Source organism: Cedecea sp. P7760 (assembly GCF_013386425.1).
In the GTDB taxonomy this organism is placed as follows: domain Bacteria; phylum Pseudomonadota; class Gammaproteobacteria; order Enterobacterales; family Enterobacteriaceae; genus Cedecea; species Cedecea selenatireducens.
This window is the reverse complement of record NZ_JACARU010000051.1, coordinates 66,983-90,745: the sequence shown is the minus strand read 5'-3', so window position 1 is coordinate 90,745 and position 23,763 is coordinate 66,983. Positions and strand designations below refer to the sequence as shown.

Sequence of the window (23,763 nt, the reverse complement as noted above, 5' to 3'; positions counted from 1 at the left end):
GGTTTACCGCTTCAGCGGCGATGAGCTTGCCGGGCGCCGGGGCTGTCCGGGGGATGGCGTTATCCCCCGGACACGTTCACCGGTGCGGTGGCAACATATGAAACAGGATTGGAAGTGAACGGAACATTAGCAAATCCTACATCATCGTGGATATTTGTGACGATGACAGGACTAAACCAACCTACTTCCTGAACGCCACCAGCGTCACGGCAATCCCCAGAACCGCAGAAATCGCCCCCGCCATAAACACCGACGAATAGCCCATGGAAGTGGCCAGAATGCCCGTCAGTGGCCCGGTGATGCCGTATGAAATATCCTGGAATGCCGCATAGCCGCCCAGGGCAGTGCCACGAACCTGAGGCGGAACGCGCTTAACCACTTCCACGCCCAGCGCCGGGAAAATCAGCGAGCAGCCGCAACCCGTCAGCGCTGCACCCAGCAACGCGGTCCAGGCACCAGGCGCATGCCAAAGAAGCAGCAAGCCCACCGTTTCAACGGCCAGGGAGAACAGCGCCACGCGCACGCCGCCGTAGCGGTCAGGCATCCAGCCAAACAGCACGCGCACCAGAACAAACGCGCCGCCGAAAGCCGTTAGGGTGAAGCCTGCATGAGCCCAGCCGTTTGCGGCAAAATAGAGCGAAACAAAAGTACCAATAACCGCGAAACCAACGCCCTGCAGCGCCAGCCCGAGCCCCGGCTGCCAGATAAGCCCGACAACGGTAAACAGCGAAGGCCGCTCGCCTTTATGGGCAGGAACAGGCTGCACGGTACTATTAAACAGCAGGCCAATCAGCGGCAGAGCAATGGTCGTCACGCCCAATGCCACAAAACCCCACTGGGCGTTGAGCATCAGACCAAGCGGCGCCCCGGCGGCCAGCGCACCGTAAATCGCCATCCCGTTCCAGGACATCACCTTGCCGGAGCGTCCCGGCCCAACCAGGCCTAACCCCCAGGTCAGGTTCCCGGTCAGCAGTTGGCTTTCACCAAAGCCGAGGATCAGCCGCCCCACGATCAGCAGGCCAAACTTTACGGCCGCATCGACAGGCAGCAGCGCGGCGAGCAAGTAGGCTACGCCCGCCAGCCCACAGGCAAACATCCCCTGCAGGACGGAGCGTTTGGCACCCATCTGGTCAGCCAGCCGTCCGGCATAGCCTCGGGTTAATACGGTGGCAAGAAACTGAATGCCCACCGCCACGCCAACCATCATGTTGCCGTAGCCAAGCTGCTGGTGAACAAAAAGCGGGATAACGGGCAGCGGCAGGCCAACCGTCATATAGGTAAGAAATACCGCAAAGGTAATTCTGAATAGCGATGTATTCGCCGACTTCGACGTTTTAAGGGTGGTCTCAGGTACCGCAGACATACTGCTTACTCCATAAATTCAGAGCAAGGCGCAACTCAACCCGCGCCCTTTCCTCTGAGTGTTCAGATTATAGGGTGCGTTGGTTAACGTTAAACGCTTACGCATTATCAAAATGATAATGGAGGGGAATGCATAGTGCCTGCCGGCCAACCGGCTGTCAATGCAGAGGAATAGACAAAAAAATAGGGCACCCGAAGGCACCCCATTCTGAATCAATCGCTTTGATTAAGCGTTCAGCTTGCGCATGACCAGCGTGGCGTTAGTGCCGCCGAAGCCGAAGCTGTTGGACATCACGGTGGTCAGCTTCGCATCGGTAGGTTTGGTAACGATGTTCAGGCCAGCAGCCTGCTCGTCCAGCTCTTCGACGTTAATGCTTGGCGCGATGAAGCCGTGCTCCAGCATCAGCAGAGAATAGATAGCTTCCTGCACGCCCGCAGCACCCAGAGAGTGACCGGTCATTGCTTTGGTCGCGGAAATGGCCGGGCTATGGTCAGCGAACACTTCACGAATCGCACCCAGCTCTTTCACGTCGCCTACCGGAGTAGAAGTCCCGTGGGAGTTCAGGTAGTCGATTGGGGTATCAACGCCATGCATCGCCATCTTCATGCAGCGCACCGCGCCTTCACCTGATGGAGCAACCATGTCTGCGCCATCGGACGTTGCGCCGTAGCCAACGATTTCAGCGTAGATATGTGCGCCACGTGCCAGAGCGTGCTCCAGCTCTTCAACCACAACCATGCCGCCGCCGCCAGCGATGATGAAGCCGTCACGGTGCGTGTCATAGGTACGGGAAGCTTTTTCCGGGGTTTCGTTATATTTGGTGGACAGCGCGCCCATCGCATCGAACTCACAGGCCATTTCCCAGCCCAGCTCTTCGCCGCCGCCGGCAAAAACGATGTCCTGTTTGCCCAGCTGAATTTGCTCTACCGCGTTGCCGATACAGTGTGCGGAAGTCGCACAGGCAGAGCTGATAGAGTAGTTCACGCCGTGGATTTTGAACGGTGTGGCGAGGCAGGCGGAAACCGCGGAGCCCATCGCTTTGGTCACAACGTACGGACCCACCGCTTTCAGGCCACGTGGGCTACGCATGGCGTCAGCACCAAAGACCTGCGCTTTAGAAGAACCGCCGGAGCCTGCAATCAGGCCAACGCGTGGGTTATTCTGATAAACCTCTTCGCTCAGGCCAGCATCAGCGATGGCCTCACGCATAGAAAGATAGGCATAGATAGAGGCATCGTTCATGAAACGAACCACTTTACGGTCAATCAACCCGGTGGTATCCAGCTTGACGTTACCCCAAATGTGGCTCCGCATTCCCGCTTCTTTAAACTCTTCCGAGAAAGTGATCCCGGAGCGTCCTTCTCGCAGAGATGCCAGGACTTCCTGCTGGTTATTACCAATGCTGGATACAATGCCCAGGCCAGTAATCACTGCACGTTTCATTCAAATACCTCGTTCACTGCACTATGTAGGATTTCGTGTGGCACAATAGCGTACAGTTGTACGCCGAACAAGTCCGATCAGCCAAATTATGCGGAAATTTGCGCCGCTCCGCTCGCCCCGTTATGATCGAGCCACTGCCTGCCACACGAGCAACTTACGTGAAACATTCCCCTATACAATCCGCCAACCTCGGTTTCAACGAAGAAGGTACACCTGTATCCCGAGATTTTGACGACGTTTACTTCTCTAACGATAACGGGCTGGAAGAGACGCGTTACGTCTTCCTCGGCGGAAACCATCTTCCCGAACGCTTTGCAACCCACGAAAGACCGCTTTTTGTGGTCGCCGAAAGTGGTTTTGGTACCGGCCTTAACTTTTTGACTTTATGGCAAGCGTTCGATGAATTTTGTGTGAAACGTGAGGATGCCTGCTTAAAACGGCTGCATTTTATCAGTTTTGAAAAATTCCCCCTCACCACCCCCGATCTCGCGCTAGCCCATCAGCACTGGCCGGAACTGAGCCGCTTCGCCGCCGAGCTTCAGCAACAGTGGCCGCAGCCTGTGCCCGGCTGCCACCGCCTGCTGCTGGACAACGGGCGCATTACGCTGGACCTGTGGTTGGGGGATATTAACGAGCTGATATCTCAGTTGGATGACACGCTGAATCAGCAGGTAGATGCCTGGTTCCTTGACGGCTTCGCGCCCTCGAAAAACCCGGATATGTGGACGCCTCAGCTCTTCCAGGCCATGGTTCGCATGGCTCGCCCCGGCGGCACGCTGGCGACCTTTACCTCCGCCGGCTTTGTTCGTCGTGGGCTGATAGAAGCAGGCTTTACCGTGACACGAAGCAAAGGGTTTGGCCGCAAACGCGAGATGCTCGTCGGGTCGCTGCAAGAACCGGTTGAAACCCCAGCTCGCACACCGTGGTACTCCCGCCCCGGCACGCCCGAACGCGAAACCGCCATTATCGGCGGCGGAATAGCCAGCGCGCTGCTCTCTCTTGCGCTGCTGCGTCGAGGCTGGCAGGTGACGCTGTATTGTGAAGACGAGGCACCGGCTCAGGGAGCTTCCGGCAACCGCCAGGGCGCACTTTACCCTCTGCTTACCGCACATGATGCCGCGCTGACGACCTTTTTCCCGGCTGCATTCACCTTTTCACGACGCCTGTATGACGCCCTTCCGGTAGCGTTTGACCATGACTGGTGTGGCGTAACCCAGCTCGCCTGGGATGAAAAAAGCGCCCATAAAATCGAGCAAATGCTCGCTCTTGGCCTGCCCGAGCTACTGGCCACGGCGGTAGATGCCGAAACCGTGGAGAAAACCTGTGGCGTGGACACGCAGTGCGGCGGGATTAGCTATCCGCTGGGCGGCTGGCTCTACCCGGCGCAGCTTACGGCCGGGGCGCTGGAACTGGCCGGGCAGCAGGGATTGAAAATCCGCTATGGACATCAGGCTACCGGCTTAACGCCCGATAACGGCGGCTGGAAGATAGAGTTTGCTCAGCAGGAAGCGGTTCAACACGGCTCGGTGGTGCTGGCCAACGGCCATCAAATCAGCCGGTTTACGCAAACGCAAAATCTGCCGGTTTATTCAGTGGGCGGCCAGGTCAGCCATATTCCAACCACGCCGGGGTTAAGCCAGCTTCGCCAGGTCCTGTGCTATGACGGTTATCTGACGCCGGTTAATCCACAGAACCAGCATCACTGCATCGGCGCCAGCTATCATCGCGGCCGGGAAGAGATGACCTGGAACGAAGAAGATCAGCAGCATAATCGCCAGCGGCTGCTGGACTGCCTGCCGAACGCCGAATGGGCAAAAGAAGTGGACGTTTCAGCGAACGAAGCCCGCTGTGGCGTGCGCTGCGCTTCACGCGATCATCTACCAATGGTAGGTAGCGTTCCGGATTATGAAGCCACACTGGAGCAATACGCAGGGCTTGCTGAGGATCGTGAAAATGCGGCACCGTCTCCGGTGTACAACAACCTTTATATGCTGGGAGCACTGGGTTCTCGCGGGCTGTGCAGCGCGCCGCTGGCCTCAGAGATTCTGGCGGCGCAGATGAGCGAAGAACCTATTCCGCTGGATGCCGTCACGCTCGCGGCCTTGAACCCTAACCGGCTTTGGGTGAGGAAATTGTTGAAAGGCAAAGCGGTGAAATGATTTTCCCCTCATAAGCCCCTCTGTGAAGCTTTTATCCCCTCTCCCTTTTGGGGAGAGGGTCTGGGGAAGAGGCAGTCTTAGAACTTAGCCTTCTCGAAAAGCGTATCCCACATGCCCAGCACCAGCGCCTGATCGCGAGGCGAAAGCTCACCCGCCTGGATTGCCTTTTGCAGGCTGTCGGTCACTACGACGTGCAGCGCTTCTGGCTTATGCTCGTCACCGTTTTCCAGTTCGGCCACGGCCAGAGTAAGGTGCCCACGCAGATAACCGCTGGCAAACAGGTCGTCGTCACTGGCGTGCTCCACCATCTCATCAATCAACGCCAAAATACGTGACTCAAATTCCGCGATCATCATACATCCTCTTCATACAGGTGATTTTTAGTTTAGGTCTTCTGGCCAGGCAAACTGCCCGGCATCAAGCGCAGGGGTGCCATAATACGCCCTTAGCGCGTCAATCAGACGTGCCGGACGCTCAGGGATCCCCTCTTTCAGATAAGTCATAACCTGAGCATGAACCCGACGCTGGAAAGCAATACGGTCAGGCTCAAAATCGCCGCTCAGGTTGTCGCAGCTGACGTTAAACGGGAAGCCCGCGGCGGTGCTGAGCATCCATTCCAGCGCCTGCGGCTTCACTTCCACGTCTTCAAACTTGCCCTGGGTCTCAGCGTCGCGCCCGTCCGGGCAATACCAGTAGCCGAAGTCCACCAGCTTGCGGCGCTCTTTACCGGCCACGCACCAGTGAGAAATTTCATGCATTCCGCTGGCGTAGTAGCCGTGCGCAAAGACGATACGGTTGTACGGCAGTTCGTTGTCCGCGGGCAGATAGATGGGCTCGTCGTCGCCCTTGATCAGGCGGGTATTAAACTCGACCAGGAAGCAGCTATCGAACACGTCGATCAGCTCCTGATAATGGTGCTGTTTGCTCATTGTTACGTTATTCATTTCAGGCTATCCCTAACCAGTGGAGGATTTCCGGTCCGTGGCTGTCATACAGCAGCCTGGCGCTCATCACCGCCGAAACCACGACGATCATCGGACGAATAAGCTGCTGCCCTTTACTCAATACGAGGCGTGAACCCACCCTCGCCCCTAAAAATTGCCCGGCCATCATCACAAGGCCGGTACCCCAAATCACCTTGCCGCCAATAATAAACAGCAGCAGCCCACCGAGGTTTGACGTGGCGTTAAGCACTTTGGCGTGGGCGGTAGATTTGGCGAGGTTGAAGCCACACAGCGTCACGAAGGCGAGTGCGTAAAACGACCCGGCGCCGGGGCCGAAGAAGCCGTCATAAAAACCTACGCAGCCGCCGGCGACTAGCGCAAACGGCAGGCCATACAGGCGGCGCTGGCGGTCTTCTTCACCCAGCTTTGGCATCAGCAGAAAATAAAGCCCGATGCCGATAATCAGCAGCGGCAGGATCTGACGCAGGATATCGGACTTCACGTGCTGCACCAGCAGCGCACCGCAGGTGGAGCCGATAAAGGTCATCAGAATATTGAGTTTCTGATCGGCAAGGCTGACCACCTTACGCCGAATGAAATAGAGCGAGGCAGAAACCGACCCGCCGCAGGCCTGAAGTTTGTTGGTCGCCAGCGCCTGCGCCGGGGACATCCCCGCAGCCAGCAAGGCCGGAACCGTCAGCAGCCCACCGCCGCCTGCAAGAGCATCAATAAACCCGGCCAGCATGGCGACAAAAAACAGCGCCACCAGCAGCGACGGGGAAACCATAAACCATTCCATTTAGAGAACGTGCTCATCCAGTAATGCCTGACAGGAGGCGGGTAGCGGCGGTGGCGTTGTCTTTTTCGGTGGCGTGCTGCCCGGTGCAGGCGGCGCGAACCAGCTTTGCAGCTCGGCACCGCAGCCGTCTCCCGGAGGAGGCAGAGGCTGATCTTCGCACTCGAGGCTGTTAGCCGGGCAGCGCAAACGTACGTGCATATGGGCGCGGTGGGCAAACCACGGACGTACCTTACGCAGCCAGTCCCGGTCAGCCCCGGCATCTTCGCAAAGCCGCTGCTTGATGGCAGGGTTCACAAAGATACGCGTGACCTCATTATCTTTGGCCGCAAGCTTAATCAGGCTGTCGATTTCCGGCTTCCACAGCGACGGCACTACGCGCTTACCGTCGGCGGCGACCAGGTCCAACGCCTGCGGGCGCAGCAGCTGCGCCGACGTCCAGCGAGCTTTTGGCAGTTGCAGGAAAATATCGACATCAAGTCCGGTCTGGTGGCTGGCGTGCCCGGAGTTAAAACGCCCGCCCGCCGCCATGCCCATATCGCCTATCAGCACCGTGCCAAGGCCAAGCTGATTTACCTGATTACTCAGGCGCTGAATAAACATCACCAGATCGGGGTGCCCAAAATAGCGACGCTGATCCGGCCGCATCACCTGATAGCGGGCGTCCTCAAGCGGCAAAGCGTGCGCCCCCACGATACAGCCGTTGGAAAACGCGCCTATAGACTGTGCGCTACCGGCAATCGGATGGTCGATTTTTTGCCACGGCGTAGCCGCTAAAGCCTGAGCGCTGGCGGCCAGCGCCAGCATCCCGATCAGGAGTTTTTTCATCGTCTTACCAGCGAGGCAGCGGGGAAGAAACGTCAGCGTTCTGGGCGCGCTGGCGCAGCAGGTGATCCATTAGCACGATGGCCAGCATCGCCTCGGCGATCGGCACGGCGCGGATCCCCACGCACGGATCGTGACGACCACGGGTGATCATTTCCACTTCTTCGCCTTCGCGATTAATCGTTTTGCCCGGCACGGTAATGCTGGAAGTCGGCTTCAGGGCCATATTCGCCACAATCTGCTGGCCGCTGCTGATGCCGCCCAGAATGCCGCCCGCGTGGTTGCTCTGGAAACCCTGTTGAGTAATTTCGTCCCGGTTCTGGCTGCCGCGCAGGTTCACCACGCCGAAGCCTTCTCCAATCTCCACGCCTTTCACCGCGTTGATGCTCATCAGCGCGTGGGCAATGTCCGCGTCCAGACGGTCAAAGACCGGCTCGCCGAGGCCCGGCGGCACGTTGTCGGCGACAACCGTTATCTTCGCGCCGATAGAGTCGCCCTCTTTTTTCAGGCCACGCATCAGCTCGTCCAGCGCTTCAATTTTATCCGGATCCGGGCAGAAGAACGGGTTCTGCTCTACCTGATCCCAGTCTTTGATTTCCAGCGGAATATCGCCCATCTGCGTCATGCAGCCGCGAATTTTAATGCCGAATTTCTGCTCAAGGTATTTCTTGGCAATCGCGCCCGCTGCCACACGCATGGCGGTTTCACGCGCGGAAGAACGGCCGCCACCGCGATAGTCGCGCAGGCCATATTTTTGTTCGTAGGTGTAATCCGCGTGCCCCGGACGGAACACGTCTTTGATGGCGCTGTAATCCTGGGAGCGCTGATCGGTGTTTTCGATAAGCAGGCCGATACTTGTACCGGTCGTTACGCCTTCAAACACGCCGGAGAGAATTTTTACCTGGTCAGGCTCACGGCGCTGGGTGGTGTAACGCGAGGTGCCCGGGCGGCGGCGATCGAGATCGTGCTGCAGGTCGGCTTCGGTCAGCGGGATGCCCGGCGGAACGCCGTCAACAATGCAGCCCAGCGCGATGCCGTGGGATTCACCAAATGTCGTTACGCGAAAAACCTGTCCAATACTGTTACCAGCCATCACGGCTCCTTACTGAATCACCGTTGTCGTTGTTGTGTTGTGCGCGGGAAGTAAAACGAGCCCGAAGACTCGTTTACGTGCGGCAATTAATCTTTGTAGATGCTGAAGTGCTCGCGAGCCTCGATCAACTGCGCTTTGGTCAGCATAAACACGCCGTCGCCGCCGTTATCGAACTCAAGCCAGGTGAACGGCACCTCTGGATATTGATCCATCAGGTGCACCATGCTGTTCCCTACTTCACAAATCAGGATCCCGCCGTCGGCCAGGTAGTCCGGCGCGCAGGCCAGGATGCGGCGAGCCAGCTTCAGGCCATCGCTTCCGGCCGCCAGCCCCAGCTCTGGTTCAAAGTGATATTCACCCGGCAGGTCGGCCATGTCTTCTTCATCAACGTACGGCGGGTTTGTCACAATCACGTCGTACTGCACTTTAGGCAGGTCACGGAACAGGTCAGAGCGAATCGGCGTGACGTTGTGGTCCATACCGTGTTCGGAAATGTTCTGCTCGGCCACGGCGATAGCTTCAGGGGAAATATCAACGATATCTACTTCCGCATTCGGGAATTCATAGGCGCAGGCGATGCCGATACAGCCGCTGCCGGTGCACATATCAAGAATATGCTGCGGCTCGTGATCGATCATCCCGGCAAAGCGGTTATTGATCAGCTCACCAATTGGGGAACGCGGGACCAAAACGCGTTCGTCAACGTAGAACTCGTGGCCGCAGAACCAGGCTTTATTCGTCAGATAAGCAACCGGAATACGCTCGTTTACGCGGCGAATCACACGCTCAACGATACGGTGACGCTCGCTTGGCGTCAGGCGCGCGGTACGCATATCTTCAGGAATATCAAGCGGCAGGTAAAGACTTGGCAGAACCAGCTGAACGGCTTCATCCCATGGATTGTCGGTGCCGTGCCCATACCAGATGTTGGCGGCGCTAAAGCGGCTGACCGACCAGCGCAGCATATCCTGAATGGTATGCAGCTCGTTTACTGCCTCATCGACGAAAATTTTATCCACGTGCCCTCCGCAGGCGACTCACGCTAGTTCAATAATAATCGGCTAGTTTGCCATGAAGGAGGCGACAAATCAGCACCCATCGACGCCGGGAGGCGGTGAAATTTGCGTTTTCTTTATTGCCGATGGGGAAAGCGGGTAAACTGGCGACAAAGCGAATGCGAGATGAGATATACATGAAAAAGAAATCACCGCTCAGTTCCGAAGACGAGGCGCTTTTTCGCGGCCTGATGAGCGGCACCAAAAAACTGGCTCAGGATACGATTGTTCACCGCCCGGTACGTAAAAAAATAACGGAAGTCCCGGTAAAACGCCTGCTACAGGAACAGGCCGATGCCAGCCACTATTTTTCGGATGAGTTTCAGCCGCGCCTGGCGACCGAAGGGCCAATGCGCTATGTGCGTGAAGGTGTGAGCCATTTTGAGCTGAAGAAACTGCGTCGCGGTGACTATTCCCCGGAGTTGTTTCTTGATTTGCACGGTCTGACGCAGCTTCAGGCAAAACAGGAGCTGGGGGCGCTGATTGCCGCCTGTCGCCGTGAACATGTATTTTGCGCCTGCGTCATGCACGGCCACGGTAAACACGTTCTCAAGCAACAAACGCCGCTGTGGCTGGCGCAGCATCCGCATATTGTCGCGTTTCACCAGGCACCGAAAGAGTACGGCGGCGATGCCGCGCTGCTGGTGCTAATAGAAATTGAAGAGTGGCAGCCGCCGGAGCTGCCGTAAATTCGGCGTGAAAGATTCCCCTCACCCCGGCCCTCTCCCGGAGGGAGAGGGGGAAAGCGATCGGGAACAGTCCCCTCTCCCCCTTGGGGAGAGGGTTAGGGTGAGGGGAAAAATTCTCAATACTTAAAACGCAAAAAGAGCCGCTTTCGCGACTCTTTTTTTCATGCTCACAGCAATCAGATAGCCTTAGCCACCTTGAAATTGCAGGGGCTCATCTGCCAGTTAAATACGCCTTTACCCGATTCCGGATCCAGCGTGACGTTGGCAATTGCCGAAGTGGTAAACATCGGCGGGGCCTCTTCCGGGCAAAGCTCGGAAACCAGGTAACCGACCAGCGGCAGGTGGGAAACCACCAGCGCGGATTCAACGCCTTCGTTTGCCAGCGCCAGCAGGTAATCTCCCACCAGGCCCACATCACCGCAGGGCCGTAGCTCAGGCAGGATGTCTTCTTTTTCCGGGAGGTTCAGCGCTTCCCGCACCACGTCCAGGGTCTGTTCAGCTCGCAGGTAAGGGCTCACCAGAACACGTTCGATACTTGTCACCTGACCTGTTAACCAGGTCGCCATCAGACGGGACTCATCACACCCACATTGGGTCAGGGGACGAACCGAGTCGCTGGCAGCATCGAGTGCTGCGTCGCCGTGACGCATGATAAAAACTTGCATATTGCACCGCTTTTGTTAACCAGGAACGCCTGAACCCGCACGCTGAAAAAGTGGGGTTCACGGCAGCCGGGCATTGTGCCTTATCCGTACATCGAATGAAACGCTGTCTTTTACCTCAATGCTGCAAGTATAGTCAATATCTGTTTACAAAATGACCTTGCGGCGTACATTTCCCGGTTTTAGCTCAGCGCTTCGTCATGCTCAGTCACCGGCATCGGCTTCAACGCCGGCCAGAAACTAAGCTGTTGTTCAGCCATCATAATCAGCCTTTCGCAGGGGGTGAAACGTTCCCCGTACTGACCCGCTAAACGCTGTAATTTTGCCACAACGTCCGCGGCACTCAGGCTGTCCATATACCTGAACGGCCCGCCCAGGAACGGCGGAAAACCGATGCCGAACACGCCGCCAATATCACCATCCCGTGCGCTTCTGACCACACCCTCATCGAGGCAGCGCGCGGCTTCGTTGAGCATCATCATCACGCAGCGTTCGGCGATTTGCTCCGGGGTCTGACGCCCGTTTGGCGTCACGCCTAACAGCTTGTAAATCGCTGTATCCGGCTGTTTCTTGCTTTTACGCCCTTTCGCCGGATAAAGATAGAAACCGCGACCATTTTTTCTTCCTTTGCGATCGTCCTTCAAGATTGCATCGACGCTTTCAGGCGCGGCGAAACGATCGCCGAAGGCCTGCTGCAAAATCGGAATAATTTTAGTGCCGACGTCTATCCCAACTTCGTCCAACAGCTGCACGGGCCCTACCGGGAAACCAAACTTAACCAGCGCTTCGTCGATACGTTCGATAGGCTCACCTTCCGTCAGGCAGCGCAGCGCTTCGTTAATGTAAGGTGCAAGAATACGGTTGACGTAAAAGCCAGCGCTGTCGCCGACAACGATCGGCGTTTTGCCCTGTTTTTTCGCCAGCTGTACGGTGGTGGAAATGGTTTCCGCACTGGTGCCTGCGTGAGGGATCACCTCAACCAGCGGCATCTTGTCGACCGGGCTGAAAAAGTGCAGGCCGATAACCTGCTGCGGGCGCGCAGCTTGAGCGGCTATGTCAGCAATCGGCAGCGACGAGGTGTTTGAGGCAAAAACAGTATGCGGCGCGGCGTACTGCTCCACTTCGGCCACCATTTTCTGCTTCAGGGCCAAATCTTCAAACACGGCTTCCACCACGATATCGCGCTGGCTGAACCCGTGATAATCGGTTCCCCCTGAGATGCGGGCCAGCTCGCGCTGCCGTTCGGCCGGCTTCATATGGCGGCGGCGAACTTTTTTGTCCAGCAGATCCCAGCTGTATTTCAGCGCGTGGTTAATCCCTTCGTTATTAATGTCTTTAATGCGCACCGGCAGCTTGCCTTTAGTGGCCGTCACATAGGCAATACCGCCGCCCATTAGCCCGCCGCCAAGGATACCGACCGCATTCAGTTTGCCGGGTTTTGCATCCCCGCCGTACTCTTTCTTTAACTCAGTGCTGGCAAAGAACAGGCCGCGCAGCGCGGCAGATTCCGCAGACATCGCCAGCTCGCCAAACGCTTTAGCTTCGGCCTCATAGCCGCTTTTGCTCCCCTGCTCCAGCCCGGTACGAATAACGTCGATGATGCGGCGAGTTGCCGGGTAGTTACCCTGGGTTTTTGCCTCAGTCTTCTTGCTGACCAGGCTGAACAGCAGAGAGCGCCCCAGCGGCCCGGCAAGCACTCGCTCTTTTACCGGCAGCTCACGCGAAGGTTTTCTTCCTTTAAGCGCCAGCTCAACGGCGGTTTCCAGCAGAATGGACTCTGGCACCACGTCATCCACCAGCCCCAGCTTCAGCGCCTGGCGAGGGCGCAGCTGCTTGCCGGTCAAAATCATGTCTAACGCGTTACTGACGCCTATCAGGCGTGGCAAACGCTGAGTGCCGCCCGAGCCCGGCAGCAGGCCCAGCTGAACTTCCGGCAGGCCAAGCTGCGTTTTGGGCGAGTCAGTGCAAATTCGGGCATGGCAGGCAAGCGCCATTTCCAGCCCGCCGCCCAGACAGGCGCCGTGGATAGCGGCCACAACCGGCATCGGCAGCGCGGCGATTTCCGCCATGATCTGCTGCCCCTGCCGCGCCAGCTCCTGCGCTTCCCCGGCCGTTTTACAGCCAGCAATCATGTTGATATCGGCCCCGGCAATAAAGTTGTCAGGTTTGCCGGAGATAAACACCAGCCCCTGCACGCTCGGGTTGTCGCGCAGCTTTTTAATAATGCCGTGTACCTGAGCGCCAAACTCGGCCTTCAGGGTATTCATCTTCTCGCCAGGCACGTCGATGGTGACCACGGCAACGTTATCCAGACGGATGTGTAAATCGAATGCGCCTTTCTGCTCCATTACTCCACCTCCAGAACCATTGCCGCACCGAGGCCGCCGGCGGCACACGCCGTAACAAGGCCAAAACCGCCGCCACGGCGACGCAGCTCGTGCAGCGTTTGGGTAATCATCCTTGCGCCAGTGGCCGCAAACGGGTGTCCGTAGGCAATCGACCCACCCAGCACGTTAAATTTAGCGTCATCCACTTCACCGGTGGCGTGAGCCCGGCCCAGCACGTTGCGGGCGAAGTTTTCGCTGGAAAGCATTTTCAAATTGGCTAACGTCTGCGCGGCAAAAGCTTCGTGCATATCAAACAGCGTCAAATCATTCAGGGTGATCCCGGCGCGCTCAAGCGCCAGCGGCGTAGCCCATGCCGGGCCAAGCAGCATATCCTGCCAGACATCAATGGCGGTAAACGCGTAGCTGCGCAGGTAGCCGAGCGGCTTGAGGCCAAGCTCTTTCGCGCGGGATTCTGTCATCAGGATAACGGCCGCCGCGCCGTCCGTCAGCGGCGTACTGTTCGCGGCGGTAACGGTGCCGTGCTTGCGGTCAAACGCCGGGCGCAGCTTTGCATAATCAGCCAGGCTGGAGCCTTTACGCACGTTGTTATCTTCGGCAAACGGCTGGCGGTATGGCGGTATAAACGCCGTCATAACCTCATCGGCAAGTTTACCTTCCTGCCAGGCCTGCGCGGCACGCTCGTGGGAACGATGAGCCAGCGCATCCTGCATTTCGCGGCTGATACCGTGAGTTTTCGCCATCTGCTCGGCGGTGTCGCCCATCCGCAGGCCGGTTGAGTATTCCGCCACCGCAGGGGGAACCGGTAATAAATCACGAGGACGTAATTTGGAAAACAGTTTCAGGCGCTGCCCGAGCGTGCGCGCTTTATTCACATCCACCAGCGTGCGGCCCAGCTTTTTGCTTACGCCAATAGGCAGCACGGAAGAGGAATCTGCGCCCCCGGCAATACCGGCTCGGATAGTCCCGGCCATCAGGCTTTCGGCCACGTTTGCAACGGCCTGGAAACTGGTGGCGCAGGCACGGCTCACGCTATACGCGTCGGTATGTACGCTCATGCCGGTGCCAAGCACGATTTCGCGGGCAATGTTTGGGGCTTCTGGCATCTGTACAACCTGGCCGAAAACCAGCTGTTCGATAGCTTCGGGCGGCACTTCGCTGCGCGCCATCAGCTCGCTCACCACCATATTGCCGAGATCGACGGCGGGAATACCATGGAAAGCCGTGGCCTGGCGGGCAAACGGCGTACGTAAACCACTGACAATGGCAATACGATCGCCCTGGCGGGTAATCAACGGCAGTGCCTGACTCATAACGCTCCCCTGCTAAAAAAAGTGAATACAGACAAAAAGTGGTCTGACCTGATCACAGTCTTAACTAAAAATTCACATCCAGCCAACCGGCGGGCGAGAAAAATGGGAGAAGCGACACGAATTATTACATAACGAAATGAAACACCCCGCACAATGCAGGGTGTTTGGCAGAGGGGATTAACGCAGGCCGAGCTGGAAGATCATGGTTTCAGCCTGGCAGCTGAACACGAAGTCGATATCCAACTGCACGCCATCAGCCACTTCGGTATAACGCGGGGTAATCTGGCAAGGCTCGGATTCTACTTCGCGGGCTTTGGCCGTTAAGGCTGCCAGAACCTCATCAGCCTGTGCTTTATCAGCAAATACGCGGCTGTAGGAAGCGATGCAATCTGTGTTGTCGATAATGGAACCGACATCAATGCAGCAGCAAACTGGGGTTTCATCGGCGGTATTTTTACTCATCACGCTTTCCTCTGTAATGCGGCCTAAAAAGGGAGATTGGTTAACACAATTGTGGGCATTTTACGCCCACGGTTGTTTCTGCTCCAGTTGATAATCCTCACAAAACCGACAAGTGACGGAAATCACACTTAAAAATGATCTAAAACAAATAACATCCGCCGTTTGCCGGGAAGTTCCCCCGGATTTTGCCAAGCAGATCCCGTTTTTAAGATCAAACTTGAAAAACTTTAGAAACAAACTTGCAACATCCTCGCTGGTCGGACCTATACTCTCGCCACTGGTCTGATTTCTCTGTACCCGATCAGTCCCTACTATTCGCGCTCCTGTTACGGTATGTAACATTGTTTGCATAAAAATAAATCAATGAGGTTTTGGTCATGAGCCAGAAAAACCTGTTTGCAAAGTCAGCCCTCGCGGTTGCAGTGGCAATAGTCTCTTCCCAGGCGTATGCCGCCGGCTTTCAATTAAACGAGTTCTCTTCCTCTGGCCTTGGCCGAGCGTATTCGGGGGAAGGTGCAGTCGCGGATAATGCGGGTTCAGCAAGCCGCAACCCCGCCACCATCATGATGTTTGACCGCCCTTCTTTCTCCGCGGGCGCCATCTTCGTTGACCCGGACGTAGATATCTCCGGTACCTCAAAAACCGGCAAAAGCACCGATGCAAAAAACATCGCGCCGACCGCATGGGTGCCTAACCTGCACTTTGTCGCGCCGATTAACGACCAGTTCGGCTGGGGTGCATCCGTCACCTCTAACTACGGCCTGGCCACCGAATATAATGACAGCTATACCGCCGGTTCCATGGGTGGCACGACCGACCTGACCACCCTGAACCTGAACCTGAGCGGTGCCTACCGCCTGAACAGCAACTGGAGCTTCGGTCTGGGCTTTGATGCTGTCTACGCGAAAGCGAAGATTGAGCGCTATGCGGGTGACCTGCCGCAGCTGATTGCGGGTAACCCGTCTTCCCCGCTGACCCCGGCTCAGCGCCAGGCTATCGGCACATTACCGGCCAATACTCAGATTGCGCACCTCAAGGGTGACAAATGGGGCTTTGGCTGGAACGCCGGTATTCTTTATGAAATCAACAAAGATAACCGCTACGGCTTTACCTATCGTTCTGAAGTGAAAGTTGACTTCGACGGCGACTATAAGAGCAGCCTGCCGGCGGCCTATAACCCGCTGCTGTCTAACTTTGGTCTGCCTTCAGGCACCAATGGCCAAACCGTACCGGGTTCTCTGAGCCTGCACCTGCCAGAAATGTGGGAACTGTCCGGTTATAACAAAGTGGCGCCGAAGTGGGCCGTGCACTATAGCCTGACCTACACCAGCTGGAGCCAGTTCCAGGAGCTGAAAGCGACCGGCAACAACGGCCAGACGCTGTTCTATAAAGACGAAGGCTTCAAGGATGCTTACCGCATCGCGCTGGGCACCACCTACTTCATGGACGATAACTGGACGTTCCGTACCGGTATCGCCTTTGATGACAGCCCGGTTCCGGCCGACAAGCGTTCTATCTCCATTCCGGATCAGGACCGCCTGTGGCTGAGCGCCGGTACCACTTATGCGTTTAACAAAGACGCTTCTGTGGACGTAGGTGTTTCCTACATGCACGGCCAGAAAGTCACCATCGAAGAAGGCCCATACACCTTCAAATCTGAAGGTAAAGCCTGGCTGTACGGTGCGAACTTCAACTACGCGTTCTAAGTTACCGCCCCGAAAAGCAAACCGCCTTCATCACGAAGGCGGTTTTTTTATTTCTGCTCGCTCAGCTTTTCTTCAAACCTTAATAGCCGGCCGGCATTGCCCAGCACCAGCAGCGTGCTGAGATTATGCAGCAGCGCGGCGACAACTGCGCCCGATGCCCCCAGCCAGCCAAAAGCCGCCATCGCGACAATCGCCAGCGTCCAGCCGAGCCCGATAAATACGTTGACCTGCAAAGTACGGCGGCAGCGGCGGCTTAAGCGCACGCAGGTGCCCAGCCGACGAAGATCGCTGCCTATCAGTACAATATCCGCCGACGACATCGCAATATCAGAGCCTCCGGCCCCCATCGCCACGCCGACCACTCCCGCCTTGAGCGCCAGCGAATCGTTGATGCCGTCGCCGATAACCATTGGCCGGTAACCGCTGTCGATTTGCAGCTTCACCTGCTCCAGCTTATCCGCGGGAAGCGCGCCAGCTACCACGTCGACAATACCCACCTGCTGCGCAATGCGGTCGGCAACCGACTGGCGATCGCCGGTCAGTAAAAGCTGACGGTTCAGCCCAAGCTCGCGCAGCTCTGCCATCGCCGTGGCCGCCTCACCGCGCAGGCTATCGGCCAGCAGCAGCCAGCCAAGAAAACGCCCATCCAGCGCCAGCCCGACAATCGGGCCATCATGCTCCGGGGCATCAGGTAAGTCAGCAAGCGTTGTGGCCAACAGTTCGCGCCTGCCGAGTACGGCTTCGCCCTGTGGGGTAGAAGCAGAAACGCCTAATCCCTGATGTTCGCGCACGTTATCGAGCGGGAGCCAGGCTTCGCGTGAAACAATCTCGCTCAGCGCACGGCTAACCGGATGGTTACTCGTCGCCCCGAGGCTGGCCGCCAGGGTTTTCAGCATATCAGGATCGGTATCGCCAAAAGGTCCCACAGCCTGCAGGTGCAGCTTGCCGTGCGTCAGAGTCCCTGTCTTGTCGACCACCACGGCGTTGATCTCCGCCAGTTCCTCAAGAAAAGCAGCGCCACGAATTAAAATGCCGTGGCGGGCGGCAACCGTCAGCCCGGCAATAGAGGAAGCTGGCGCGGAGAGCACAAGCGCACACGGGCAGGCAGCCACCAATACCGCCAGCATCGCCTGGGCATCCTGCGTCAGGAACCAGGTGCTGGCGGCAATCATCAACACCAGCAACAGATAGCGAGCCGCATGGCGCTCCAGCAGCCGGGTTATCGGCGGACTTGCCTGCTCGGCGCTTTGCATCAGAGCGATTACACGCCCCAACGTCGACGTTTCCCCGGTACGCGTGACCCGGATGCGCAGCAGGCCATCAAGGTTTATCGCCCCACCAAAAACTTCGGCACCGGGCTCAACTTCCTGCGGTACCGACTCACCGGTGATCGGCGCCGTATCCAGGCTTGCTTTGCCCTCCAGCACCAGGCCATCAGCGGGAATATGATCCCCGGCACGCACCTCAACCACATCACCAGGTTCAAGATCGTGGTTGTCGATATCCTGCAACTGACCGTCAGCGCCAACGCGTCTGGCGCGGCTGCGCGTGAGCTTGCTCAGCGCTTCGATAGCTTCCTGAGAGCCGATCACGCTGCGCTCTTCAAGAATATGCCCGACAATCATGATCAGCGGCAGCAGCGCGGCCGTCAGAAGATCGCCCGTCGCCCACGCGCCCAGCAAAGCCAGCGCAATGAGCTGGTCTGTCAGCCCGTGCAGGCTGGGGTAACGCAGGCTGTGCAGCGCATGCCGCAGCACCGGTACCGCCACAACGAGGGATGCCGCGCCCAGCAGTAAATCGCCGACGGCAACCTGCTGAGGCGCTAGCCAGCGCCAGAGCAGGCCGAGAATAAGCGCCCCGCTGGCAATCAGCGCCAGCAGCAGCTGGCGAGTAATATGTTTCTGTTCCTGACGGGTCAGCGCCCCGCCGGCCTGGACTGAAGAAGTCATGGTTTAGCCGCCTCTTTTTGCGCCACGCCCTGCAAAATCAGATGAGCGTCATCCTGCGGCGACACGGTAATCACCGATCCGGCCCGGGACAAAATCTCGGCTATCCGCTGACGGTAAATTCGCCCCAGCAAGTCTGGGTCGTCATGGTTGCTGGCCAGATGGGCGATAGTCGCGGTATCCGACTGCGCTTTAGCCACGCTTTCCTGCGCGTTTGCCTGGGCGGTTTGCAGCATCTGATCGGCCTGCTGCACCGCCTTCTGGCGCGTTAACGAAGCGTCACTTTGCGCGGTCGCCACCGCTTTCGACGCCTGCTGGCTGGCAGTTAATACCGCATTGAACGCCGTCACGGTTGCCAGGGGTAAGGCGGACTGAACGGTCACTCGCTCAAGCGTTATACCCGCGTCGCTTCCCGACTGCTGAAGCCGCAGCAGGTTTTGCTCAATGTTACGCTGCACGTCACTGCGCAGCTGTTCGCGCTGCTGGGCAACGTTCATGTCGTTGCCAGGCATTTCGGGGCGGGCGACCAGAATAGTATCCAGATCGCGTGAAGCACAGACCGCCACCGCCGCGCGTTCAACCAGCCTGTCGAGCAGCGGCAACACATGTTTGCCCTGGAGCACATAGGCTGTCGGCGTTCTGACCCGGTAGAACACGCTGATATCCAGCTGTACCACGCCCGCATCACCGGTCAGCAGGAAGCCGGAACCCGAAACAGCGTCGTTCCCAGGACCGCCGTTAATATCCAGACTTTGCGCCTCGGGCGAACGCAGCAGGGCGGTCACCCGGTGCTCAATCACCCGATCCGCCCCCGGCACCATCACCACTTCATTCACCGGCGCGGGCCAGGCAAGCAACAGCCCCGGCTCGGCGACACGTTGCTCTGCGCCAAAACGCAGCACTACCGCCCTGCTTCCCGCCGGGATTTGCCGGACGTTTGACAGCAGCCAGGCTCCGGCGGCAAACAGCGTCAGCACAAAGATGGCGATAAACGCCAGCCGGATCGACTGCGTCCACGGCCCGCCGGGCTCAAGTTTTTGCCGTTCGGTCATGGTTTTTTATCCGCAGCTTTATCCATCTGTGGCCCGTCAACCAGCAGGCTGAACGGTTTGGCATCGGTACGCAGCACCAGCCGGGTTTGCGCATTGACCATGCCGCTAAGGGCATCAATCTGGCGCAGCAGGCTGTAAAGCTGTGGCGCGCTGGCATAGGCTTTGCCGTAAATAGAGGCCGTTTGCACCTGAGCCTGAGCCTCAAGATCCGCCGCTTTCACCGAAGCCTGAGCCTCGGTAATACGGGCATCGCGATCCGCTGCGGAGCGAATTTCTGCCGCCGCGCGTTTACCTTCCGCCGTACGTTCAATGGCGATGGTTTCACGCTCGGCGCGCATACGGTCAACGGTGGCATTAAGCGTGACGGCAGGCAGCGTCAGGCGCTCGGTGCCCATTTGTACCAGCCGGATGCCGTAGCTTTGCAGCAGCGGCTGGCTGATTTGCTGCTGAAGATGCGATTCAAACTGCGCCAGCTGCACCTGCTTGCCGTCGGTATTCACCAGTTGAGAAAGCGTGAAGCCGCTGGCGGTGGTTTCCAGCGCTGAACCTAAATAAGTACGGATCTGGCGCGCCGCCTCATCCGGCTGATTCTGCACCGCCCGCATAAAGCGCTGCACGTGCTCAGGCGTGTTGTCTACTTCCCACACCGCATAGGACTGAACGATGATCCTCAGACCATCGCGAGTGCCTACATCCTGCAGCCCGCTTGATGTCGTCCGCAGGCGCAGATCCACCACCGTTGCGGTTTCAAAAGGCGCCGGAATTCGCCAGGCAAGCCCCGGCTCAAGCAGCACCCGAACGGGTTTACCAAAGCGAGTGATCACCAGCGATTCGCCGGATCGCACCTGTACCAGGCTCGCGGCAGCAAGCAGGATAAGCACCAGCACAGCGGCGGCGGTAATACGCTTCCAGATCCCTTTTTTACCACCTTCCGGGGCAGAAGAACGATCGTGGCCACAGCCGTGACCATGATGATGGTGATGATGTCCATGAGAGTGCGAGTGGCTCACCGGGAAAGCTCCTGTGCGGGTTTAGCTGGCGCATCGCGGCGCGCTGCATCGGTCGAAGTGGGGAAATCACGCAGGTCAAGCGTCGGCGGAGAACCGGCCCCGATCCGCTGGTCGATAACCAGCAAAGGACGGCCGCTGAGCGCCAGCTGAAGCTGCTTAAACCAAAGCTCGTCAATAAAGACCTGCCCGGCCTGCTGGTACGCATTTTTCTGCGCGGCAAAGCGGGTCGCCGTGGCCTGAGCCAGGCTTAACGCTTCGGTGGCGTTGATTTGTGCCGTGTTCTGGCGCACCGCCGCATTAGTTGCGGCCAGCGCGGCTTTTTCTGCCGCACTGCCACGCTCCCGGAGGATCAGCGACTGGGCCGCAATTTGCGCGGCCTGCACGCCGTGAAACGCGTCGGCTGCTCCGGCAGGGGGATGAATTGCCTCAACGACGGTAGAAAGAATCTCCACGCCGCTGTTCAGGTTATCCAGCTGCTGCTGCACGGCGCGGTTAATCTGCAGGGCAAGGTCGTCACGCCGCTCGCTGAGTACGTCGTCCAGCGTTAAAGAGGAAAACTGATGCACCAGCACCTGGTTCGCGGTGCTGCGCACCAGCTCCTGAAGGTTCACTGCGCGGTAGGTTGCCGCCAGCGCGGCTTTATCGCTCAGCCCGATGCGCCACATAAAGCGCACGTCGCTGTTCACGATTTGCAGGCTTTGTTGGTCCCCGCTTTGGCTGGCGATGATTTGCGCTTTGTCGAAGTTATGGGTGGCATCCCACAGGCGGTCAGCGCTGGCGGGCGCAGGCCCTTCGGCATCAGCACGTTTTAGCGGCGGCTGATTCGCAGGATCTTCCCCGGCGGCCAGCTCATGTACCTGACCGTTTTCCGTCAGCCAAACCCGGCCAAACGGCCACGGCATGCCCAGATGCAGGCCCGGCTCAAGCACCGCGACCGAACGCCCAAAGCGCTCATAGACGCCGCGCTCGGTGGCCGAAATTTGCTGCAGCCCGGTTAGCAGCCAGCCGCAAAGCAGCATAATGGCTAGCATAGGAATAAAGGCGCGTTTTAAGACGGTAAACGCCCAGACCTGACGCAGGTCTATGCCAAAACGCTGATGCAGCTCCTGCTGCAAAAAGCTGAACGGCCGCGGCGGCCAGGTGAGCTGCGCTGCCAGCTGGCTTTTAGGGATCAGAACCGGCTCTGCGGTGCCGTCGCCGGGAGGGGCAAACAGAGAGAACAGGCCGCGCAGCATAAATTCTGCTGAAACCAGCAGCACCAGCACGGCGGGCAGATTTATCACCAGCGGGCTGTTAAGCTGCGGCCAGATAAGCCCAGGCAGAGTCAGCAGCTGCACCGCCATCACCAGGCGTAACAGCGGAGCTACCGGCCCGGCCTCGGGCGAAGCCTCTTTAGGCACAGCGCTAAGATGGCGCTCGGCTACCAGCAGGACAAAAAGCGAGGCTATCAGGCAGGCAACGGCTATCCAGCGGTTATTGTTCTCCGCCAGTGGAACAAAGCTGGTGTTCCAGCCGGAAAGAGCAATATAGAACGCCAGCGCGGCAAGTGCGCCGGACCAAATTCCCTCAGCCTTAAAAAAGGCTTCAATGCGGGCAAAATTCAGCGGCACAGCGCCTGTAAACCAGCGGGCAATCCTGCCCTTTGGGGCTTCTTCCGGCTGAGCCTGAGATTCTGCCTGAGGCGTAACTTTACCGCTGCGCCACTGGCAAATACGCTGGGCGGCATGCAGTGAAATCGCCAGTAACAATAACGCAGCGGCGTTACTGCACAGCAGTGACACCCAGCGCGAGGCGGGCTCCAGAATACTGACGGTCAGCGCCAGCAGGAGCATCATAAATAGCGAGAAGGTTAAGACGAACACCGTTCGCGCAGCGAGTCGGGCCTGGGCGGCGGCCAGCGAATAACGAGCGGGCAGCGCCTGAGGCAGCAGTTCAGCTTCGGGTAACCGGGTAGGTGGCATGATGTTTTAAAGGTGAGGCGCGCAAGGTTTGCGCAGCATTTTACAATTGTTATCTTATAACATACCAATACAAAATGCTGATGGGTAAAGATGTGTCAATTTATGTCATTATGATGACAATAAAAAAGCGAGCTCGAACGCTCGCTTTCTGTCTTCAGATCCCCTGGTTACTGGGAGTCGATATCTTTCAGGTCATCCTGAATCGCCGCCGCGTTCGGGTTCGCTTCCGGCTTCAGCTGGCCGCCGTTGGCCAGGAAGTCATGCCGCTGGAAGTAAGCCTCACGCACCGTGACATACGGGTCAGCAGACTGGCGCAGTAGGCCGTCAGAGTCCAGCAGCTGGGCACGCGTTTCTATCCCTTCCACCGTCCATTTCCCGATAGACATCGGCCAGGTCAGCCAGGAAAGCACCGGATATAGCGTATCGGCAAAGTCACCACCGTCTTCACGCAGCGTGAAGCTGCCGTAGCCAGGCAGCATGACGTAAGGACCGTAGCCCGCACCGTAATGGCCCAGCGTGCTGCCGAAGCGGTGAGGCTCGACGCGCTGCAGTTTAGGGTTCGCCATTCCGGCAACGTCGATGAAGCCGCCCATCCCCAGCAGGGTGTTCAGGAAGAAGCGCGTAAAGTGCACCATCCCCTGATACGGGTCGCCCTGCACGAAGTAGTTCACCATGGTGGCCGGCTCTTCGAGGTTGCTGGTGAAGTTGCTCAGGCCGTTACGCGCCGGCACCGGCACATAGTCACGCCACGCTACAGCCACCGGACGCAGCACATACGGGTCCAGCACGTTGTAGTTGAAGTTGAACATTGAACGGTTGAAGCCTTCCAGCGGATCCGAACGTCCCTGAGGCTCCTGGCTGCCGGAACTGGCACATCCCACTAATACCGTTGTTGCCAGAGCAAGTCCGGTCAGGCGGAAATTCATTAGCGTTTCCCTC

Annotated in this window: 20 protein-coding genes; 3 read left to right on the top strand and 17 right to left on the bottom strand. The window is 58.0% G+C overall.

Annotation, left to right across the window (positions count from 1 at the left end; translation table 11 throughout):
* Positions 1-181: 181 nt before the first annotated feature.
* Together HX778_RS17745 and fabB are read right to left on the bottom strand one after the other, a co-directional pair.
* Positions 182-1,363: an MFS transporter gene (locus HX778_RS17745; protein WP_038480741.1), complete on the bottom strand. Its 1,182-nt coding sequence runs from the start codon at positions 1,361-1,363 to the stop codon at positions 182-184.
* A gap of 225 nt (positions 1,364-1,588) precedes the next feature.
* Positions 1,589-2,806 carry a beta-ketoacyl-ACP synthase I gene (gene fabB, locus HX778_RS17740; RefSeq protein WP_038480738.1) on the bottom strand — a complete coding sequence of 406 codons (1,218 nt, stop codon included), beginning with the start codon at positions 2,804-2,806 and terminating at the stop codon, positions 1,589-1,591.
* Between the two features lie 158 nt (positions 2,807-2,964).
* Between fabB and mnmC the strand changes: the two genes are divergently transcribed.
* Entirely contained in the window at positions 2,965-4,965 is a 2,001-nt protein-coding gene (gene mnmC, locus HX778_RS17735) for a bifunctional tRNA (5-methylaminomethyl-2-thiouridine)(34)-methyltransferase MnmD/FAD-dependent 5-carboxymethylaminomethyl-2-thiouridine(34) oxidoreductase MnmC (RefSeq protein ID WP_176982661.1), read from the top strand.
* 77 nt (positions 4,966-5,042) lie between these two features.
* On the opposite strand, the gene HX778_RS17730 is transcribed toward mnmC, so the two are convergent.
* The 6 genes from HX778_RS17730 to prmB all read right to left on the bottom strand — a co-directional run bounded on the left by HX778_RS17730 (position 5,043) and on the right by prmB (position 9,642).
* Complete coding sequence (locus HX778_RS17730) at positions 5,043-5,318, bottom strand: YfcL family protein (protein WP_038480733.1); 276 nt, start codon at positions 5,316-5,318, stop codon at positions 5,043-5,045.
* Positions 5,319-5,345: 27 nt separating this feature from the next.
* On the bottom strand, positions 5,346-5,894 hold the full coding sequence (locus HX778_RS17725; RefSeq protein ID WP_038483315.1) for an elongation factor P hydroxylase: 549 nt from the start codon (positions 5,892-5,894) through the stop codon (positions 5,346-5,348).
* 16 nt (positions 5,895-5,910) lie between these two features.
* Positions 5,911-6,708, bottom strand: coding sequence for a sulfite exporter TauE/SafE family protein (locus HX778_RS17720; protein WP_038480730.1), 798 nt, complete (start codon positions 6,706-6,708; stop codon positions 5,911-5,913).
* Positions 6,709-7,533, bottom strand: a complete 825-nt coding sequence (gene mepA / locus HX778_RS17715) for a penicillin-insensitive murein endopeptidase (protein ID WP_176982660.1) — start codon at positions 7,531-7,533, stop codon at positions 6,709-6,711.
* Between the two features lie 4 nt (positions 7,534-7,537).
* A complete protein-coding gene (gene aroC, locus HX778_RS17710; protein ID WP_038480724.1) occupies positions 7,538-8,623 on the bottom strand; it encodes a chorismate synthase in 1,086 nt (361 codons plus the stop codon).
* A gap of 86 nt (positions 8,624-8,709) precedes the next feature.
* Positions 8,710-9,642 (bottom strand): 50S ribosomal protein L3 N(5)-glutamine methyltransferase, encoded by a 933-nt coding sequence (gene prmB, locus HX778_RS17705; RefSeq protein WP_176982659.1) that lies wholly within the window; start codon positions 9,640-9,642, stop codon positions 8,710-8,712.
* Between the two features lie 173 nt (positions 9,643-9,815).
* Between prmB and smrB the strand changes: the two genes are divergently transcribed.
* A complete protein-coding gene (smrB, locus tag HX778_RS17700) occupies positions 9,816-10,367 on the top strand; it encodes an endonuclease SmrB (RefSeq protein WP_038480719.1) in 552 nt (183 codons plus the stop codon).
* Positions 10,368-10,543: 176 nt separating this feature from the next.
* Here the strand turns inward: smrB and sixA are convergent, their stop codons facing one another.
* The 4 genes from sixA to HX778_RS17680 form a co-directional block, all read right to left on the bottom strand.
* The gene (gene sixA, locus HX778_RS17695) at positions 10,544-11,032 is read right to left on the bottom strand and encodes a phosphohistidine phosphatase SixA (protein WP_154188776.1); all 489 of its coding nucleotides are present in this window, start codon (positions 11,030-11,032) and stop codon (positions 10,544-10,546) included.
* Positions 11,033-11,211: 179 nt separating this feature from the next.
* Positions 11,212-13,377: a fatty acid oxidation complex subunit alpha FadJ gene (fadJ, locus tag HX778_RS17690; protein ID WP_176982658.1), complete on the bottom strand. Its 2,166-nt coding sequence runs from the start codon at positions 13,375-13,377 to the stop codon at positions 11,212-11,214.
* The gene (fadI, locus tag HX778_RS17685; protein WP_038480709.1) at positions 13,377-14,687 is read right to left on the bottom strand and encodes an acetyl-CoA C-acyltransferase FadI; all 1,311 of its coding nucleotides are present in this window, start codon (positions 14,685-14,687) and stop codon (positions 13,377-13,379) included. Before fadI ends, fadJ begins: the two co-directional genes overlap by 1 nt.
* A 177-nt stretch (positions 14,688-14,864) precedes the next feature.
* Positions 14,865-15,149, bottom strand: a complete 285-nt coding sequence (locus HX778_RS17680; protein WP_038480707.1) for a YfcZ/YiiS family protein — start codon at positions 15,147-15,149, stop codon at positions 14,865-14,867.
* A 377-nt stretch (positions 15,150-15,526) separates the two neighbouring features.
* On the opposite strand from HX778_RS17680, the gene fadL reads away from it, so the two are divergent.
* On the top strand, positions 15,527-16,855 hold the full coding sequence (gene fadL, locus HX778_RS17675; protein ID WP_038480704.1) for a long-chain fatty acid transporter FadL: 1,329 nt from the start codon (positions 15,527-15,529) through the stop codon (positions 16,853-16,855).
* A 47-nt stretch (positions 16,856-16,902) separates the two neighbouring features.
* On the opposite strand, the gene HX778_RS17670 is transcribed toward fadL, so the two are convergent.
* From HX778_RS17670 to mlaA, 5 genes are all read right to left on the bottom strand, one after another.
* Positions 16,903-18,804: a cation-translocating P-type ATPase gene (locus HX778_RS17670; RefSeq protein ID WP_176982657.1), complete on the bottom strand. Its 1,902-nt coding sequence runs from the start codon at positions 18,802-18,804 to the stop codon at positions 16,903-16,905.
* Positions 18,801-19,853: a protease modulator HflK gene (hflK, locus tag HX778_RS17665; RefSeq protein ID WP_038480698.1), complete on the bottom strand. Its 1,053-nt coding sequence runs from the start codon at positions 19,851-19,853 to the stop codon at positions 18,801-18,803. The genes HX778_RS17670 and hflK (HX778_RS17665) overlap by 4 nt, the downstream gene beginning before the upstream one ends.
* Positions 19,850-20,863, bottom strand: coding sequence for a protease modulator HflC (hflC, locus tag HX778_RS17660; RefSeq protein WP_176982656.1), 1,014 nt, complete (start codon positions 20,861-20,863; stop codon positions 19,850-19,852). The genes hflK (HX778_RS17665) and hflC overlap by 4 nt, the downstream gene beginning before the upstream one ends.
* Positions 20,860-22,824: a protease modulator HflK gene (hflK, locus tag HX778_RS17655; RefSeq protein ID WP_038480692.1), complete on the bottom strand. Its 1,965-nt coding sequence runs from the start codon at positions 22,822-22,824 to the stop codon at positions 20,860-20,862. Before hflK (HX778_RS17655) ends, hflC begins: the two co-directional genes overlap by 4 nt.
* A gap of 167 nt (positions 22,825-22,991) precedes the next feature.
* A complete protein-coding gene (gene mlaA / locus HX778_RS17650; protein ID WP_038480689.1) occupies positions 22,992-23,750 on the bottom strand; it encodes a phospholipid-binding lipoprotein MlaA in 759 nt (252 codons plus the stop codon).
* Positions 23,751-23,763 lie beyond the last annotated feature (13 nt).

Coding starts and splice junctions, on each gene's coding strand:
- HX778_RS17725 (WP_038483315.1), bottom strand. CDS start 5,894: ATGAGCAAACAGCACCATTATCAGGAGCTGATCGACGTGTTCGATAGC.
- HX778_RS17720 (WP_038480730.1), bottom strand. CDS start 6,708: ATGGAATGGTTTATGGTTTCCCCGTCGCTGCTGGTGGCGCTGTTTTTT.
- hflK (WP_038480692.1), bottom strand. CDS start 22,824: ATGCCACCTACCCGGTTACCCGAAGCTGAACTGCTGCCTCAGGCGCTG.
- aroC (WP_038480724.1), bottom strand. CDS start 8,623: ATGGCTGGTAACAGTATTGGACAGGTTTTTCGCGTAACGACATTTGGT.
- mepA (WP_176982660.1), bottom strand. CDS start 7,533: ATGAAAAAACTCCTGATCGGGATGCTGGCGCTGGCCGCCAGCGCTCAG.
- mlaA (WP_038480689.1), bottom strand. CDS start 23,750: ATGAATTTCCGCCTGACCGGACTTGCTCTGGCAACAACGGTATTAGTG.
- HX778_RS17670 (WP_176982657.1), bottom strand. CDS start 18,804: ATGACTTCTTCAGTCCAGGCCGGCGGGGCGCTGACCCGTCAGGAACAG.
- sixA (WP_154188776.1), bottom strand. CDS start 11,032: ATGCAAGTTTTTATCATGCGTCACGGCGACGCAGCACTCGATGCTGCC.
- fadJ (WP_176982658.1), bottom strand. CDS start 13,377: ATGGAGCAGAAAGGCGCATTCGATTTACACATCCGTCTGGATAACGTT.
- fadI (WP_038480709.1), bottom strand. CDS start 14,687: ATGAGTCAGGCACTGCCGTTGATTACCCGCCAGGGCGATCGTATTGCC.
- fabB (WP_038480738.1), bottom strand. CDS start 2,806: ATGAAACGTGCAGTGATTACTGGCCTGGGCATTGTATCCAGCATTGGT.
- fadL (WP_038480704.1), top strand. CDS start 15,527: ATGAGCCAGAAAAACCTGTTTGCAAAGTCAGCCCTCGCGGTTGCAGTG.
- smrB (WP_038480719.1), top strand. CDS start 9,816: ATGAAAAAGAAATCACCGCTCAGTTCCGAAGACGAGGCGCTTTTTCGC.
- hflK (WP_038480698.1), bottom strand. CDS start 19,853: ATGACCGAACGGCAAAAACTTGAGCCCGGCGGGCCGTGGACGCAGTCG.
- HX778_RS17680 (WP_038480707.1), bottom strand. CDS start 15,149: ATGAGTAAAAATACCGCCGATGAAACCCCAGTTTGCTGCTGCATTGAT.
- HX778_RS17730 (WP_038480733.1), bottom strand. CDS start 5,318: ATGATCGCGGAATTTGAGTCACGTATTTTGGCGTTGATTGATGAGATG.
- HX778_RS17745 (WP_038480741.1), bottom strand. CDS start 1,363: ATGTCTGCGGTACCTGAGACCACCCTTAAAACGTCGAAGTCGGCGAAT.